We start from the raw sequence: 15723 nt of genomic DNA, 5'->3' as shown, positions 1-15723 counted from the left end.
CTATTACGTATTATTTTACTTTAATGATTTTTTATAATGTTTTTTATTGGTAATTTATCATAATTATTGTTTTCCAGGGTATGCAGGCAATTTGTGTTCAGATATATCCAAACCGACGAGTTCTTCATTATCCGTAACCCTTAGACCTTTAGTAAATGCACCTACTAATTTACCAAGTCCGTATCCGCCACCAATTCCGAATATAACGGTTATAATTGCAGCTACGACCTGGTCAATTAGACTTACACCCCCAAGACCGCCTAATGCAGTTAATCCGAATACACCAGTTAATACTCCTCCAAGTATACCTGCTGTACCGTGTACTGGCACTACGCCACATACGTCATCTATACCAAGTTTTTCAATTAGTTTGTACATGAACGGCAATTGTATTCCTGCCAATAGTCCAATAATTAAAGCACCAACTGGGCTTACTACGTTTGTTCCTGCACAAATTGCAACTAATCCAGCCACAATACCGTTTGCAGTGAATAATACGTCATTTTTAGAAGCTAATAATGCACCTATTCCACCTCCTGCCATTGCAACGGTTGTAGTTGCGATAACTATACCAGATATGTCAGCAACGGCAAATGCACTACCTACGTTGAATCCGTACCAGCCTATAGCAAGTACGAAAGCTCCAATTGTAGCCATTGGTATGTTGTGTCCTGCAATTGTGATTGGTTTACCGTTAACAAATCTTCCAGCTCTCGGTCCAAGGGCCATTACTAAACCTAATGCTAAGAAGCCACCTAAACCGTGTACTACATAGCTACCTGCGTAATCAGCGTAGTTTAGTAATCCAGCACCCCAGGGGCTAATGTGTACCCATATAGGGTATATAAGTGCGGTAATTACAATTGCAATTAATATATATGAGCTAAATTTAATCCTCTCGGCCACTCCTCCAGAAACAATTGTAGATGCTGCACCTGCAAAAGTAAGACCAAAGAACCAGTTAGCTAAATCCAAGTTGCTTAATGAAGATGTATTCATTATGTTTCCCCACCAAGCTACTAAATCGCCTATGTTTAATGATGTAGATAATACATATCCTACGAATAACCAGGAGATACCTGCAATCATCCAATCGGACATGTTTTTCATCATAACGTTGTTAACGTTCTTTTCACGCACTTGCCCTCCTTCAAGTAGTGCAAATCCAAGTTGCATGGTAAATACAAGAACACCTGCAAATACTAAGAACATAACGTCTCCAGCACTCGCTAAACTCGCTAAACCCTGAGCAATGTTCGTTGTACCCCCCGCAATTTCTGTTATAGCCACAAATTCACCTTTTAATATTTTGATTGTTTTATATTTTGGTCGTTATTCATTTTTTATTCATTTTTTTCATATCATTTAGCTATGCTTATTTAATGGCAGTAGTACCGTTTTCACCGGTTCTTATTCTTATTACTTCTTCTAACGGGATTACAAATATTTTTCCATCTCCCATATTGCCAGTATAAGCATTTTCTTTGATTATACTGATTATTTTATCTTTTTCTTCATCTGAAGCGACTATCTCAAGTTTTATCTTTGGCAATAAGTCAACTATATACTCGGAAGTTCTGTATCTTTCGACTATACCGCCTTGAACACCACGGCCTTTTACTTCGGAAACCGTCAAACTAATGAATCCATTATCCGCAAGTGCTGTTTTAACGATATTTAGCCTTTCCACACGTATAATAGCTTCAATTTTTTTCATAATTTCACACAATAATTTTATTATTTTTTGTTTTTGTTGTTATTTTAATTGTTTTATATTTTTAGGGCTTATTTTGTTTTTTATCTATTTTTTGGAGTTATTTACTTAATTGGTATATTTTTTGATTAATATTTGGGTTATTATTTGTAATTAACAATGTTTAGTATTACAATATTTATTAAGTGAAGTTAACATTTACTTTATACCGGAACCGGAATTCCGATTCCGACTTAATATTACTAATGTATATCCTACTATATATATTTATCCGAATATATGGTGGGACAAAACTTTATAAATTACTATTTTTTAAAAAAATATCTTAAAATGGGTATAATGTATTAATTTTTACACATAGTTTAATAAATGATAATAAAATATTTGAAAATAGTAATAAAATAAAAATAGAATTAAAAATAAAAATATAAATTTAAACTACGAAAAATAAAAAATATATTTGATTATTTTTTCTTATTATATCTATATCCTGAAGCTAATAACGCTGCACCAACTGCACCAATGTACTGTGAATACTTAGGAACAACGATTTTTTTGCCCAAAATCTCTTCAAGAGCCATAACCATACCTTTTAACAAACTGCTCCCCCCAACTAAGATTAATGGTTCCCTTACATCAACCTCCTGCAACTGTTGTTCATAAATTTGCTCTGCAACAGAGTGAGCTGCAGCTGCTGCAACGTCATTAGGTGTAGCACCTTCGGCAAGGCTCGTAACTAAGTCTTGAATACCGAAAACAATACAATAGCTGTTCATCATAACGTTTCTCCAGTCTCCTTCGGCAGCCATATCTCCAAGTTCTCCAATTTCTACACTCAATCTTCTTGAGGTCATTTCAAAGAATCTACCACTCGCACCAGCACAAATACCGCCCATCGTGAAACCATCCGGAATTGCATTGTTCAATGAAATAGCTTTGTTATCCATACCGCCAATATCAATAACCGTAGACTCCCCTTCTTGAGTATTTGCTAAGAAAGCCGCACCTTTTGAGTTAACGGTTAATTCTTCCTGTATTAAATCCGCATTAAAGTGTCTACCTAAGTTATGTCTACCATAACCGGTTGTACCGATTGTTTCAATATCGTCCATCGTGATATTAGCTTCTTTTAGTGCATTATCGAGAGCTTCCTGGGCTGATTTAACAACGTCTTTAGTATAAACCCATCCTGTACCTATAATTTCGTTATCTTTCATTATAATTGCTTTTGTAGTTGTAGAACCACTATCTAACCCAAGACTGATACCTTCCTGTTTTTTCCTTGCAAGTAATGATTTTTTTTCTACGATTGTGACAAGTGCTTCCATTCTTGTAAGTAATTCTGGAGCTTTAGTTCTTTCAGTGAATGAATACATAACAACTGGTAAATCAGTATGTTGTTGTATTAATCTCCTTACTTCGTTCCTTACTAATGCCCCCTCGGCACATCTAAAACAGGTAGCAATAAAAACCGCTTCAGCATCTGTTTTTCCTTCGATGATAGACATTGCTCTTGCAAACATTAATTTTAAATTTGCTGAAGCTACTTCGAAACCAAGATGTTTTTGAATTTCATCGATATATTCAAGGTCCACCTCTGGAAATACGATTTCTCCACCAACTAATTGGGCAGCTTTTTCTATTTCAGCTTGTACGCCACTATATTCAGCACCGCAAGTAAGTTCTGCAATTTTAACCGTCATAATATCACCAAATAAATATAATTAAACATATTTTTCATATTTCCTATATTTTCCATATTCATATATTTAATATAATTTAAAACAATATTATCATTATATTATTCAGATTATCACTGTACTATTATCATAATATTGATATTATATTTTAACATACTAATTATATTGATATATTGTATATCTTTTATAATATATATTAAACCATACATTTTAATTTCAATTCATTTTATCAATTCATTTTATCAATTTATTCTATAACAATTTTAAATCTTTGGTAATTTTAGAAATTTTTTCTTCTTTTTCAGGGCCTATTCCTACTGCAGTAAGGGTTCCAGAAGCAATCTGCGTCCTGCCTGCGTCCCTAATTAATCCAACAGGTAAACCTTCTATGTTGGCGTTTTTAAATACTTCCAATAGTTCACTTTCAGAATTAACTTTTAAAACTACTTTTTTTTGACCTTCATTCATCCATTTTTTAACTACGTCAGGGCATATTTTTTCAGCGTGCAAAAAAGCCTGTATTGCAGCATGACTTGCTTGTGCTGCTATTTTACCTTTACCCATTTTTAAATCATTTCTAATAATGATTACTTGTTCGTACATGTTTCGTCCTCTTTAGAATATGCACTATCTTTTCATAAATAATTCTAATAATGCAGTTAATTTATATATTGAAATTTTCATAAATAATAATGTATTAAAACAAATGAACTAAATAAATTACTATGGTAAATTATAAGATGTAATCTGTCCAATATAATATATTATATATTAAGAATAATAATGAATAATTAATAAATTACTACATTATATAGTATTTGGTAATTATCAATATAATGGAGGGCATATTGGGAATAAATATACTGATAATACAAGTACTACGGATAAAATAAAATACCTTAGACAGTTTTAGGTTATAATTCTAATATAATATTATATTAGTATACTATTGTAATAATATAATAATATAATAATATAATAATATAATCTACTTTATTTAATTTATCCAAATTATTTAATCTAAAAGGTGTAGTTATGAAAATTACCGATAGGGTATATCAAGTAGGGGTTGTAGATTGGAAAGCATCTCATTTTCACGGTTTTGATATACACGGCACGAGCTATAATTCATATTTGATACTTGATGATAAAAAAGTTATAATTGACGCAGTAAAAAAAGAATATTATGATGCATTTATCGAGAATATTGCAAAAGTGATAAATCCTCAAAAAATTGATTATATTGTGATTAACCACTCTGAAATGGACCATAGTAGTAGTTTAGAGTATTTAGTAAGAGATACAGGTGCTAAAGTTATAGCAAATAAAGTTACAAAGGAATATTTAGAACGAATGTATGATACGAGAGAATGGCATTTCGTGGTCGTAGATACGAATGAAACTTTAGAAATTGGCGAGAGAACTTTAAAATTTATAAGGACGCCGATGTTGCACTGGACAGATAATATGGTCACTTATTCGAGTGATGGAGTACTTTATTCTAACGATGCATTTGGTCAACATTTAGCATCTTCTGAGAGATTTGCAGACCAAATTGATGGCGGTAGTAGGTCATTTTATGAGGCTAAAGATTATTTTGCTTCTATTATATTGCCATATCGAATGTTTGTAGGTTCGGTATTAGAAGAATTATCGCAATATGAAATAAACTATATTTGTCCAGCACACGGCACTGTTTGGAGGGGCGATTTAGTTGACGATATAATCTATAAATATGCAGTTTGGAGCTCTGACGTTCCTGAAAATAAAGCAGTAATATTATACGGTACAATGTACGGAGCTACTGAAAAAATAGCTTATGCACTCGCAGATGGATTAATTAATAGTGGTGTAAAAGTTAGGATATTAAATACCGAATCTTCAATAAATACGATTATGAATGAAATTATGAATGCTCGTTATGTACTTGTAGGTTCTCCTACAATGAATGCTAACATATATCCTCCAGTACGAAATATATTATCGTGGTTAGAGGATTTGAAGCCCGTAGATAAGGTTGGTGTAGCTTTTGGCTCCTACGGATGGGTAGAATGTGCTACAGAACATATTGAAGAAACTTTTAAAAAATTAAACTATAAAGTTATAGACGACGATTGTTTAAAAATAAGATTTACACCACAGTTAGAGGAATTACGGGCATGCCGTGAATTTGGAAGAAAATTGGGAAGTAGCAATCATTCTAATGAATAATAATAGTAATAATAGTAATAATAATAATAATAATAATAATAACCTAAAAAATAGAATAAAAAATAAAAATAATAATTATTTTTAACAACTTTTTTAATAGCCATAAATTTATGCTTTTTACATTATTATATATTAAATTATCAACTATATTTACCGATTTACTATTAATTTAAAATTTATAGGCGGTTAAATCTATGATATTAATATACTCAACTTTTCCGAGTTTAAATTCTGCTAAAAGTATTTCTGAATTATTACTTGAAAAAAAGTTAATATTTTGTGCTAATTTTTGGGAGCATAATTCTTTATATCTTGGCAAAACTTCTGACACTTTAGATTACAATGAAAAAATTTTGAAGAATATGGATGATGGAAATAGTCAAATCATTACGAGCTATGAGGTAGGGGTAGTTTACAAAACATCTTCAAAAAATTGGAATGAGCTATGTAATTTATTTAGTGAAATTCATCCCTATAGTACCCCAATATTACTTAAAATAAATGTGGAGGAATTAAATTCTGAATTTAAAGAACATTTATCAAATTATGGTTTTAAATAATATACTACAGTTTTATGGTATTGCAACTGATATTGATTATTAATACTAATAATAATAATATTACTATAAAAATTAATAATTTAAAGGTGCAAAATCGTAGTATTTATATATAACTAGTTAGAATATCCTATATTAATTATTTAAGTACGCTTAAATTTAAACGATAAAACGATATTATATAAAAGTGTTTAATTTTGTAAAATATTAAATTTTTATTAAAATCATTTAAAAAAACATATATAATTACAAAATTAAATTTATAAATATATAATAATATAGATAAATTATAGACGAATAGATGATGGGAGCTATCTAACAACACTTATTTATGTTGTATTTTGGGATTGTTATGAAAATAGACTTACAAATATTTGGAATGCATTGCAGTAGTTGTGCGTCAAATATCGAAAACAACGTTTTAAAGCTTAACGGAGTTAATTCCATAGTAATCAACCCGATTACTGAAATAGGGGTTATAGACTATAATGAGAATATGGTAGATTTGGATGAAATATTGGATAAAATTGTAGAATTAGGCTTTGAATACGAAATAATTAATATCGATAATAAAAATGGTAAAAATAATAATAGTAATAAAAATACTAATAAAAATAACCTAAAAAACATCAATAGCGAGGGCTATGGAGTTATAGGACATAAAAATGAGATAAATGCCGATACCAAGGATGATAATAAATTAGATGGTATTAAAGATAGTAATGATAATGAAAATACTAAAAATAAGGATGCTAATATTGATAATAATACTAATATTTATAATAATGCGAATAATACAAAGAATACTAAAAAAATATCCTTACAAATATTTGGAATGCACTGCAGTAGTTGTGCGTCAAATATCGAAAACAACGTTTTAAAGCTTAATGGAGTTAAATATATCTCTATTAATCCAGTTACTGAAATTGCACGAGTCGAATATAATCCCGATATTGTAAAATTAGATGACATTACCAAGATTATCGTGGAATTAGGATTTACTTTTGAAATTGCAGGGGAGGAACAAGTTCCTAAAAATATTGTAAAAATCAAAGTGAAAAAAGAAGATGCTGATTTAACCGATTTAACCGTTAAAAGAAATGTAAAAAGTATTAAAGAAACAGCGCCGAAAAATAATAAAGAGAATAACGAAAATAATGAAAAATCAAATGTTAGTTATACAAATAGAATTAAAAAATTAAAAGATTCAAATATCGAACTTAAAAATTCCCGAGATAAAGCCTTAGAAATTTCAAAAAATTCCGAAAATAATAATAATAATAATAATAATACAATAGAAAGACAAAAAACAACAGAAAACGATTCTAATTTAAATATGGATATTGCAATAATATCTAAAAATAAAAATGGATTAAATCATACATCAAAATTGCCAAGACCACTTAAAAGTAAAAAAGAGCTTGAATTAGAGCATAAAAAACTTCAAATATGGATAGGTGTCGTTTTTTCAATACTTCTCGTACTGGTAAGTATGACCCCTATAAACGCAATTTTAAAAAACTTCGGATTATTGATAATATCTTTATTCCCTATGTATTATGTGGCCTGGCCAATAATTAAGGGCGGATACATTGCAGTAAACCACAAATACTTAAATATGAACGTAATGTATACACTGGGTATTGTGGCGTCCTTTTTAGCATCCATTTTGGCAACTTTTGGAATTTTGTCTCAGGACTTTATTGTATATTCTACGCCCGTAATGTTAGCAACTTTATTAACGCTCGGCAAATATTTGGAAGGAAAAGCAAAAGGAAAGACTTCAAAAGCTATAAAAGAATTAATGAGTTTACAGGTCAAATATGCGATTATAGTCGAATTTGAAAACGGAGTTGAAAAATATTCTAAAGTACCAGTTGATAGAATAGAAAAAGGGGATATAGTACTTGTTAAATCCGGTGAAAAGATACCTGTAGATGGTGTTGTATATACGGGTAGTAGTTATGTAGATGAATCTTCAATAACTGGTGAGCCAATACCAAATGCAAAACACAAAGGAGATAGTGTAATAGGCGGTACGATAAATCAAGAAGGTGTATTGCAGATTATGGCTCAAAAAATTGGTAAAGAGTCATTACTCGCTCAAATAATTGAAGTAGTTAAGCAAGCACAATCAACTAAGCCAAATTTCCAAAATATCGCTGATAGATTGGTTAATTATTTCATACCTGTTGTATTTTTATTAGCGATAATATTTTCAAGTTATTGGTATTTAAACGGTTATGGGTTATTAGTATCCGCTACCATATTTATATCTGTAATAGTAATTGCATGTCCGTGTGCTTTAGGTATTGCTATTCCTACGGCTGTTACCGTAGGTTTAGGGCGTTCTGCAAATTTGGGGATACTTATAAAAGATACTGAAGTATTTGAATTATCTAAAAATATCAGTGCAATAATATTTGATAAAACTGGAACATTAACAGAAGGTAAACCTTCAATGACTGATTATATCACCGATTTGCCGGTTGAGACTTTTGCAAGTTATGTGGTATCAATGGAGTTAAATTCCAGTCATCCATTGGGCAATGCAATTGTAGAAAACTTTAAGGATAAATTTGAGTCTAAAATAACAGGACCAATGATTAAAAATATCGCCGATTATCAAACGATTATCGGTAGGGGTATTAGTGGTACATTAGTTGATGGAGATACAACTAAAACGTTATTTGTTGGAAATAAATTACTAATGGACGAGAACAATATTTCCATACCTAAAAAGTACCTTAAAAAATTAGATGAATATCAAGAAGATGCTCAATCAATAGTACTTTTAGCAGTTGATAACGAAATTAAGGGTTTAGTGGCAATTGCGGATAAAGTGAAGCCAAACGCAAAAACTACGATTGCTAATTTAATGAATTTAGGAATTAGTCCATATATGATTACAGGGGACAATAAGAAAACTGCTACTGTAATCGGTAATCAGTTGGGAATCCCTGAAGAAAATATTTACTCTGAAATATTGCCAAATGAAAAATCTGAAATTGTACTAAAAATAAGAGATGAATTAAATAAGGATATAAAATTTAAAAAGGTGGCAAAAACCTGTATTTTGCAAGATAATCCAAGCGATAAAATCGAAAGAAACATTTCAAATCACAAATTAAAAAGGGTTGTATTTGTGGGTGATGGAATAAATGACGCTCCAGCGCTCTCTGTTTCAGATATCGGTGTAGCTGTAGGTTCGGGTACTGATATCGCTATTGAAAGCGGAGACGTTGTTTTAATGAATGACGACATTACTTCAGTGTATAAGTTCATTAAATTGAGCAAACGAGTCTATCAGCAAATTAAAATAAATTTATTCTGGGCGATTGCATATAATTCAATATTAATACCGATTGCAGGCGGTTTATTAATCCCTTATGGTATTATATTCAGACCAGAATATGCCGCATTTGCAATGATGTTAAGCTCTTTATCCGTTGTAGGATTTACGTTAACTCTTAGAAATTATATGCCTAAATAATAGTATATAAAATATAAAATATAAAATATAAAATATAAAATATAATAAAATATAAAATATAATAAAATATAAAATATAAAATATAATAAAAAAGTAAAAATTAATAATTTAAAAGGGTAGATTTAATGTTGTTCTACCCAATAACTCCCATCTTTTGCAAATTCTTTTTTCCATATTGGGACTTCTTCTTTAAGCTTATCGATTAAGAATTCACACGCTAAAAAAGCGTCTTTTCTATGTATGGCACCAACTACAATTAAAACAATGTTTTCCCCTACATTTAACGTACCTAATCTATGCACCATAGTTACATCAATGATATTGTATTGCTCCATAGCCCTATCTTTTAATTCTTCTAATTTTTTAGTTGCCATTGGGATATAACCTTCAAAGTCTAATTTATTAACTTCTTTTTCATCTTCTCCTTTATAACCAACACTTCTAACCACGCCAATAAAATTTACGAGCCCTCCTATTTCAGGGTGTTTTTCAAGCATTTTTTTGACTTCTAAATCTGTATTAAAATTTTCTTCAGAAACTCTTATCATAATTATCACAATTGTTTATTTTTAATTGATATTTTTTTATATTTTCTTATATTTACCTGATGTTTAATTTATAAGTCGTTATTTATTAAATTATCTTTTTAATTTCGATTTTAATATAAGTTTTTATATTTGCGTATTAATAGAATTTCAAATCTATCAATTATATATTATAAAATACACATATATTCATAGAATGATATAAAATAAATAATCTATAAAATACAAAAAAATACAAAAAAATACAAAATGAAATGAAGTTAAATCGAAATGAGCGTTTAAAAAAAGTTGAAAGGTGAGATTTTGAACGAATACGAATATTTTGAGACTATGGCAGATATCGGTATTACTTCTTACGGGGAAACCATCGAGAAAGCTTTTGAAAACGCAGGCAAGGGATTATTTAACATTATGGTCGATATCGACAAGATTGACAATGACAATGATAATGCACTTGGGAAATTTCAAATAGCTTCAGATGATTTATTGAGCTTACTATATGATTACTTAACTGAATTATTAATACTTCACGATTCAGAATTTTTATTGCTATCAAACTTTAAAATAAATATTGAATCAGTTACGGAAGAAATTAAATCAAACAATGACGAAGAAGTTAAAGAATATTATACATTAGATTGTTATTACTTTGGAGAAGAGTACGATACTAAAAAACACGACGCAAAAGAGGAAGTTAAAGCAATAACTTACCACAAAATGAATATTTCTGATAATAAAGGCGAATTTAAAATAAATTTCATAGTTGATTTATAAATCCAAAAAATTAAAAAAAGAATACATTATAAAATACATTATAATTATCTTATTAATTTAAATTTTATTTTTAGTATTTTTATTTTTAGTATTTTTATTTTTAGTATTTTTATTTTTAGTATTTTTATTTTTTAATTTTTTAATTTAGTTTTCAAATTCCGTATTCATATAATATTTGGCCAAACCTGCTTTTGAAGTTTCTTTATACCCGCATTTTAAATCTTGACCCGTTTCTTTCATAGTTATAATGACCTGGTCTAAACTAACTCTATGACGTCCATCGGTGAACAATGTAAAGTTTGCAGAGTCTAAAGCACGTACTGAAGCCACGGCATTCCTTTCAATACAAGGTATTTGTACATAACCGCCCACAGGGTCGCAAGTCATTCCCAAATGATGCTCAAGAGCCATTTCTGCAGCATATTCAATTTGTTGATTTGTACCGCCCAATATATACGAAGCCATAGCCGCTGCCATAGCGCAAGCTGTTCCAACTTCACCCTGACAACCAACTTCAGCACCGGAAATAGATGCGTTTTCTTTAACCAAATTTCCAATTAAACCCGCAATAGCGAGAGACTTTAAAATTTCATCTTCTGTTAAATTATATTCTTCTTCCAAAACTTTTAAAAGGGCAGGTACTATTCCCGAAGACCCGCAAGTAGGTGCCGTGACAATCAAACCACCGTCGGCGTTTTCTTCAGCAACTGCCAAAGCATACGCATATAACTTTCCATTTGTTGAAAAACGTGTTTTTCTCATTCTTGCTTGTTTATATATCCGCTTTGCTTTACGGGGTAATTTCAAAGGTCCGGGTAATACGCCAGATTTATCCAATCCATTTTCGATTGATTTTTGCATTACTTCCCAAATATCCGTTAAATAATCCCAAATATCGTTTTCTTCATAATCTTCCACATATTGCCATAATTCTTTTCCGTTTTCTTCACACCACGATAAAATGTCTTCCATCTTATCAAATGGATACACTGGTTTTTTATATGGCTTGAAATTTTTATTTTCTCCAAGTTCTGAATCTTTTACAATAGTGCCTCCGCCAATGGAGTAATAGGTTTCTTCAAAGACAATTTTTTCAGAAAATTCCCTATCCTCATCATTTTTAGTATTTTCATTACTTTTATTACTTTTATCAGCGTTATTTTTTAAAATTGCTTTAATATTCAAGGCATTCGTATGGTACTCTTTTACTACTTCGGGTTTCCAATAAATAACCACTTTTTCAGGATTTAGTGTATCTATAATAATCCTATCGGTTAGGTGCCCTTTTCCAGTAGCTGCCAAGCTTCCATATAATTCAACCACATAATAATCAAAGTTAACATTATTATCAACTAAATATTTTTTAAAATCATTCACTGCTTTTTGAGGCCCCATCGTATGACTACTCGAAGGTCCATGCCCTATTTTAAATAATTCTTTCAAAGAATCCATTTTATCACCCTTATGAACAATATAAATAGTATATATATTATCTACAATATTTATGATATTATAATTAATATGTTGTAAAATAATAAAATAGATTTAAAATAATAGTATTTATTTTATAATTTATTATTAGTTTATTATTAGTTTATTATTAGTTTATTATTAGTCTATTTCATTTTTATTCTTATTTTCTAATTCATTTACAATACTTTTTTTCATAATATCAATATTTGGTTTTTCATTTGTCCAAATTTCAAAACTAATGGCTCCTTGATGGATTAACATACTTAGTCCATTTTGAATAGTTGCTCCTTTTTCAGAGGCTTGTTTTAAGAATTTTGTTTCAAATGGGTTATATATTATATCAACTACAAATTTACCATTAAGTGCATTTTCGGGTAATTTAGATAAATCAATGAACGTATTGTCTATATTTGGGTACATACCTAATGAAGTAGTGTTTATTATAATATTATAGTCCATTAATTTAGTCATATCCTCAAATTCTTCCAGTTTAATAGAATTAACATTTTTATGACCAATTGATTTTAAGTACTTTTCAAGAGTTTCCGCTTTTTCAAAAGTTCGGTTTGCAATTGTAATGGCGTTATCTTTCGACATTTCATAGCAAATTGACCTACTAGCCCCTCCTGCTCCTAAAACAAGTATTTTATTATTTTTAGTACTTTTGTTGGTTTTATTATTGTTGGTTTTATTATCCTTTATTTCCATTAATTCCTCAATTGCTTTTCTAAATCCTAAACCGTCAGTATTATACCCTTTAGATATTCCATTTTCAAATAATATGGTGTTCACAGCACCTATTTTTTTAGCATCTTCGTCTATTTCGTCCAAATACTGCATAATGTCTATTTTATATGGTACTGTAATGTTTAAACCCTTAATATTTAGAGTTTTTGCAGAAATAACGATATTTTCTAAGTTTTCCGGTTCAATGTCAAAAGCAAGATAAATGTAGTTTAAATTGTCAATTGTATTTTTTTCCAAATCTTTTAATTCTTTTAATTTTTCAATAGTATTAATATCTTGGGAAATATTTTCTTTATTTAAATTATTCGTCTTATTTTGGAAAATAACAGAATTATGCATAATCGGAGACAGTGAATGAGCAATCGGATGACCTATTACGCCCAATAACTTAGTTTTTGAATTTATTAAGTTATTTATCTTACAATTTAACATTAAATCACCGTTTTAGTTAATTATCACTATTATTCTTATTATTATAGTATTATATTATCATTATAGTATTATATTACTATCTTATTTCAATTATTTAGTATATTGCACTCATTATTTAATTAATTATAATATATAATGTTGAAAAATTAATTAAGATTCAAAGTAAAAAATATATATAACTGTATTTACAAAAATATATACGTAAATGAAATTAAAATAAAACCACATATAAAAAATTTGAGGGAAAATATGAAGCAGCAAGTATTCTATGGCAAAGGAATGCCTATCGTAAAGAAAGAAAACCCTGAATTATACGACGCAATTGTAGGTTTAAATGATGCGGTTTTTAATGGAAAGGTTTTGGATTATAAAACTCAGAAATTAATTGCTATAGCCATTACAGCAGCCAGTGGGGATAAAAGGGGAACATTTAGACAAATGTACAGTGGTATGGACCATTTAGGAATTACCTATGACGAAATAATGGATGCTTTAAATATGGTTTTATTAACTGCAGGAATGCCACCATTTGTTAAAGCAGTAAGAACCTTAGATAAAGTAAAAAAAGAAATGGAATCTGATAAAAAAGAAAATAAGTAAATATTGATGAATTAATAAATAACTAAATACCTAAAATTTAGTACTAAGAGGGTGTTATATGAGTGGTCATGTGCAAACATTGAAAGAAGGAACTGATTTTGAGAAAAAGCACGTTCCAATAATCGAATGTAAAGATGAAATAGCTGTAAATGAGTTATATGAGGTAAAGGTGCATACAGACGGAGTTCCTCACCCTATGGAAGACGGACATTTTATACAATACATTGAGCTTAGAATAGGCGAATTAACTGTATATAGGGGTAGTATGACCCAGTATGTTAAACCAGAAATAAGTGTGGTTTTAAAAGCTCCGTCTGAAGGTCATGAAGGATTAAAAATGACATTAAAAGCGTTTATGTTCTGTAATCTTCACGGGCTTTGGACTTATGAAAAAGAAATCACTATAAAAAAATAGTAATAAGAAATAACAATAAAGCCAATATTGTATATTTGCATAAAACTCTACTCGAATAAATTATATACTTTTACTTAATTTTCATTTTTTAAATAAGAATAATACTAAGAATAATACTAAGAATAATACTAAGAATAATACTAAGAATAATACTAAGAATAATAATACAAATAGTATGTAATATTAATTATTTTTAAAAATTCAGTTTCAGCACATTATATTCGGGGGTGAATTTATGACGTGGTGGAAATGTTCTAATTGCGGGTATATATTTGAAGGCGATAAAGTACCCGACCAATGTCCGAGTTGTGGGGAAAAATGTACTTTCTATGATGTATCTTGCTATACACCCGAGTGTGGTTTTTGTGGTATTGACCCAAAAATAGCAGGTACAAGACAAGAAGAAAGCAGATTTTAATTTAATATTAAATATTAAATATTTACTATTTAACATATTAAATAGTTTAAATATATCGATAATATAAATAATACAAATTTATGAGGGGATAAATTTGAAAATTTCTTTATTAGTTTTTTCCTATGAAAAAGATGGGGCACCAATGAATACATTAATGTTCCACGTATTATTATTTGCAAGAGAGTTAAAAGAGAAAGGAGACGACGTAAAAATAATATTTGAAGGGGAGGGTGTAAAATGGGCAAAAGACTTAATAAACCCAGAACATCCATTTAGTGAGCACGTAAAACCTTTAAAAGATAATTTTATAGCTTGTGAAGCTTGTTCCAGTATGCACGGAATATTAGATGATATTATTGGAAAAGTTTCTATCGAGAATGACTTGCACGGGCATATTAGTCTAAAAAAATACTTAGACGATGGCGGAAAAGTCGTAGAATTTTAATTTAATACATATTAATTATTTTTTATTTTATAGTTTTATTTTATAGTTTTATTTTATAGTTTTATTTTTATTTTTATTTTTTATATTTTTATCAATTTGAGTTTATTATATTTGAAATTATAACTATATATTTTCAATTAAATTATTTAACTTTATTTTGCCGATTAATACACTATAATCAATTATGCGCCATTATTTA

General features: G+C 29.3%; 15 protein-coding genes. 8 read left to right on the top strand and 7 right to left on the bottom strand.

Going from position 1 to position 15723, the window contains the following annotated elements; all coding sequences use genetic code 11:
• Positions 1–63: 63 nt before the first annotated feature.
• From J3E06_RS04915 to pth2, 4 genes are all read right to left on the bottom strand, one after another.
• Positions 64–1290 (bottom strand): ammonium transporter, encoded by a 1227-nt coding sequence (locus J3E06_RS04915; RefSeq protein WP_013180174.1) that lies wholly within the window; start codon positions 1288–1290, stop codon positions 64–66.
• Positions 1291–1375: 85 nt separating this feature from the next.
• Positions 1376–1717: a P-II family nitrogen regulator gene (locus J3E06_RS04910; RefSeq protein WP_013180173.1), complete on the bottom strand. Its 342-nt coding sequence runs from the start codon at positions 1715–1717 to the stop codon at positions 1376–1378.
• A 461-nt stretch (positions 1718–2178) separates the two neighbouring features.
• Positions 2179–3417, bottom strand: coding sequence for a methanogenesis marker 15 protein (locus J3E06_RS04905; RefSeq protein ID WP_013180172.1), 1239 nt, complete (start codon positions 3415–3417; stop codon positions 2179–2181).
• A gap of 249 nt (positions 3418–3666) precedes the next feature.
• A complete protein-coding gene (gene pth2 / locus J3E06_RS04900; RefSeq protein ID WP_013180171.1) occupies positions 3667–4017 on the bottom strand; it encodes a peptidyl-tRNA hydrolase Pth2 in 351 nt (116 codons plus the stop codon).
• Positions 4018–4449: 432 nt separating this feature from the next.
• Here pth2 and J3E06_RS04895 point away from each other — a divergent pair, with 432 nt between their 5' ends.
• From J3E06_RS04895 to J3E06_RS04885, 3 genes are all read left to right on the top strand, one after another.
• Complete coding sequence (locus tag J3E06_RS04895) at positions 4450–5625, top strand: FprA family A-type flavoprotein (RefSeq protein WP_013180170.1); 1176 nt, start codon at positions 4450–4452, stop codon at positions 5623–5625.
• A gap of 194 nt (positions 5626–5819) precedes the next feature.
• Entirely contained in the window at positions 5820–6185 is a 366-nt protein-coding gene (gene cutA / locus J3E06_RS04890) for a divalent cation tolerance protein CutA (protein ID WP_013180169.1), read from the top strand.
• A gap of 349 nt (positions 6186–6534) precedes the next feature.
• On the top strand, positions 6535–9675 hold the full coding sequence (locus J3E06_RS04885) for a heavy metal translocating P-type ATPase (protein ID WP_013180168.1): 3141 nt from the start codon (positions 6535–6537) through the stop codon (positions 9673–9675).
• Between the two features lie 122 nt (positions 9676–9797).
• Here the strand turns inward: J3E06_RS04885 and J3E06_RS04880 are convergent, their stop codons facing one another.
• A complete protein-coding gene (locus J3E06_RS04880; RefSeq protein ID WP_013180167.1) occupies positions 9798–10223 on the bottom strand; it encodes a molybdenum cofactor biosynthesis protein MoaE in 426 nt (141 codons plus the stop codon).
• 300 nt (positions 10224–10523) lie between these two features.
• Here J3E06_RS04880 and J3E06_RS04875 point away from each other — a divergent pair, with 300 nt between their 5' ends.
• Positions 10524–10994: an archease gene (locus J3E06_RS04875; protein WP_013180166.1), complete on the top strand. Its 471-nt coding sequence runs from the start codon at positions 10524–10526 to the stop codon at positions 10992–10994.
• A 144-nt stretch (positions 10995–11138) separates the two neighbouring features.
• On the opposite strand, the gene J3E06_RS04870 is transcribed toward J3E06_RS04875, so the two are convergent.
• Both J3E06_RS04870 and aroE read right to left on the bottom strand, forming a co-directional pair.
• Positions 11139–12446 (bottom strand): L-serine ammonia-lyase, encoded by a 1308-nt coding sequence (locus J3E06_RS04870; RefSeq protein WP_013180165.1) that lies wholly within the window; start codon positions 12444–12446, stop codon positions 11139–11141.
• Positions 12447–12605: 159 nt separating this feature from the next.
• Positions 12606–13646 (bottom strand): shikimate dehydrogenase, encoded by a 1041-nt coding sequence (gene aroE / locus J3E06_RS04865; protein WP_013180164.1) that lies wholly within the window; start codon positions 13644–13646, stop codon positions 12606–12608.
• A gap of 249 nt (positions 13647–13895) precedes the next feature.
• Between aroE and J3E06_RS04860 the strand changes: the two genes are divergently transcribed.
• From J3E06_RS04860 to J3E06_RS04845, 4 genes are all read left to right on the top strand, one after another.
• Positions 13896–14246: a carboxymuconolactone decarboxylase family protein gene (locus J3E06_RS04860; protein ID WP_013180163.1), complete on the top strand. Its 351-nt coding sequence runs from the start codon at positions 13896–13898 to the stop codon at positions 14244–14246.
• A 58-nt stretch (positions 14247–14304) separates the two neighbouring features.
• Positions 14305–14661 carry a class II SORL domain-containing protein gene (locus J3E06_RS04855; protein WP_013180162.1) on the top strand — a complete coding sequence of 119 codons (357 nt, stop codon included), beginning with the start codon at positions 14305–14307 and terminating at the stop codon, positions 14659–14661.
• 235 nt (positions 14662–14896) lie between these two features.
• Complete coding sequence (locus J3E06_RS04850; protein ID WP_013180161.1) at positions 14897–15079, top strand: rubredoxin-like domain-containing protein; 183 nt, start codon at positions 14897–14899, stop codon at positions 15077–15079.
• A 94-nt stretch (positions 15080–15173) separates the two neighbouring features.
• Positions 15174–15524 carry a DsrE family protein gene (locus J3E06_RS04845; protein ID WP_013180160.1) on the top strand — a complete coding sequence of 117 codons (351 nt, stop codon included), beginning with the start codon at positions 15174–15176 and terminating at the stop codon, positions 15522–15524.
• Positions 15525–15723: the final 199 nt, after the last annotated feature.

Origin of the sequence: Methanococcus voltae (assembly GCF_024807655.1) — an archaeon.
Lineage (GTDB): Archaea > AGJL01 > Methanococci > Methanococcales > Methanococcaceae > Methanococcus > Methanococcus voltae_D.
This window is presented reverse-complemented; position numbering and strand designations above follow the sequence as displayed.

Excerpts from the sequence above, each read along its gene's own strand:
- J3E06_RS04910 (WP_013180173.1), bottom strand. The coding sequence starts at position 1,717 with ATGAAAAAAATTGAAGCTATTATACGTGTGGAAAGGCTAAATATCGTT.
- J3E06_RS04905 (WP_013180172.1), bottom strand. The coding sequence starts at position 3,417 with ATGACGGTTAAAATTGCAGAACTTACTTGCGGTGCTGAATATAGTGGC.
- pth2 (WP_013180171.1), bottom strand. The coding sequence starts at position 4,017 with ATGTACGAACAAGTAATCATTATTAGAAATGATTTAAAAATGGGTAAA.
- J3E06_RS04895 (WP_013180170.1), top strand. The coding sequence starts at position 4,450 with ATGAAAATTACCGATAGGGTATATCAAGTAGGGGTTGTAGATTGGAAA.
- cutA (WP_013180169.1), top strand. The coding sequence starts at position 5,820 with ATGATATTAATATACTCAACTTTTCCGAGTTTAAATTCTGCTAAAAGT.
- J3E06_RS04885 (WP_013180168.1), top strand. The coding sequence starts at position 6,535 with ATGAAAATAGACTTACAAATATTTGGAATGCATTGCAGTAGTTGTGCG.
- J3E06_RS04880 (WP_013180167.1), bottom strand. The coding sequence starts at position 10,223 with ATGATAAGAGTTTCTGAAGAAAATTTTAATACAGATTTAGAAGTCAAA.
- J3E06_RS04870 (WP_013180165.1), bottom strand. The coding sequence starts at position 12,446 with ATGGATTCTTTGAAAGAATTATTTAAAATAGGGCATGGACCTTCGAGT.
- aroE (WP_013180164.1), bottom strand. The coding sequence starts at position 13,646 with ATGTTAAATTGTAAGATAAATAACTTAATAAATTCAAAAACTAAGTTA.
- J3E06_RS04860 (WP_013180163.1), top strand. The coding sequence starts at position 13,896 with ATGAAGCAGCAAGTATTCTATGGCAAAGGAATGCCTATCGTAAAGAAA.
- J3E06_RS04855 (WP_013180162.1), top strand. The coding sequence starts at position 14,305 with ATGAGTGGTCATGTGCAAACATTGAAAGAAGGAACTGATTTTGAGAAA.
- J3E06_RS04850 (WP_013180161.1), top strand. The coding sequence starts at position 14,897 with ATGACGTGGTGGAAATGTTCTAATTGCGGGTATATATTTGAAGGCGAT.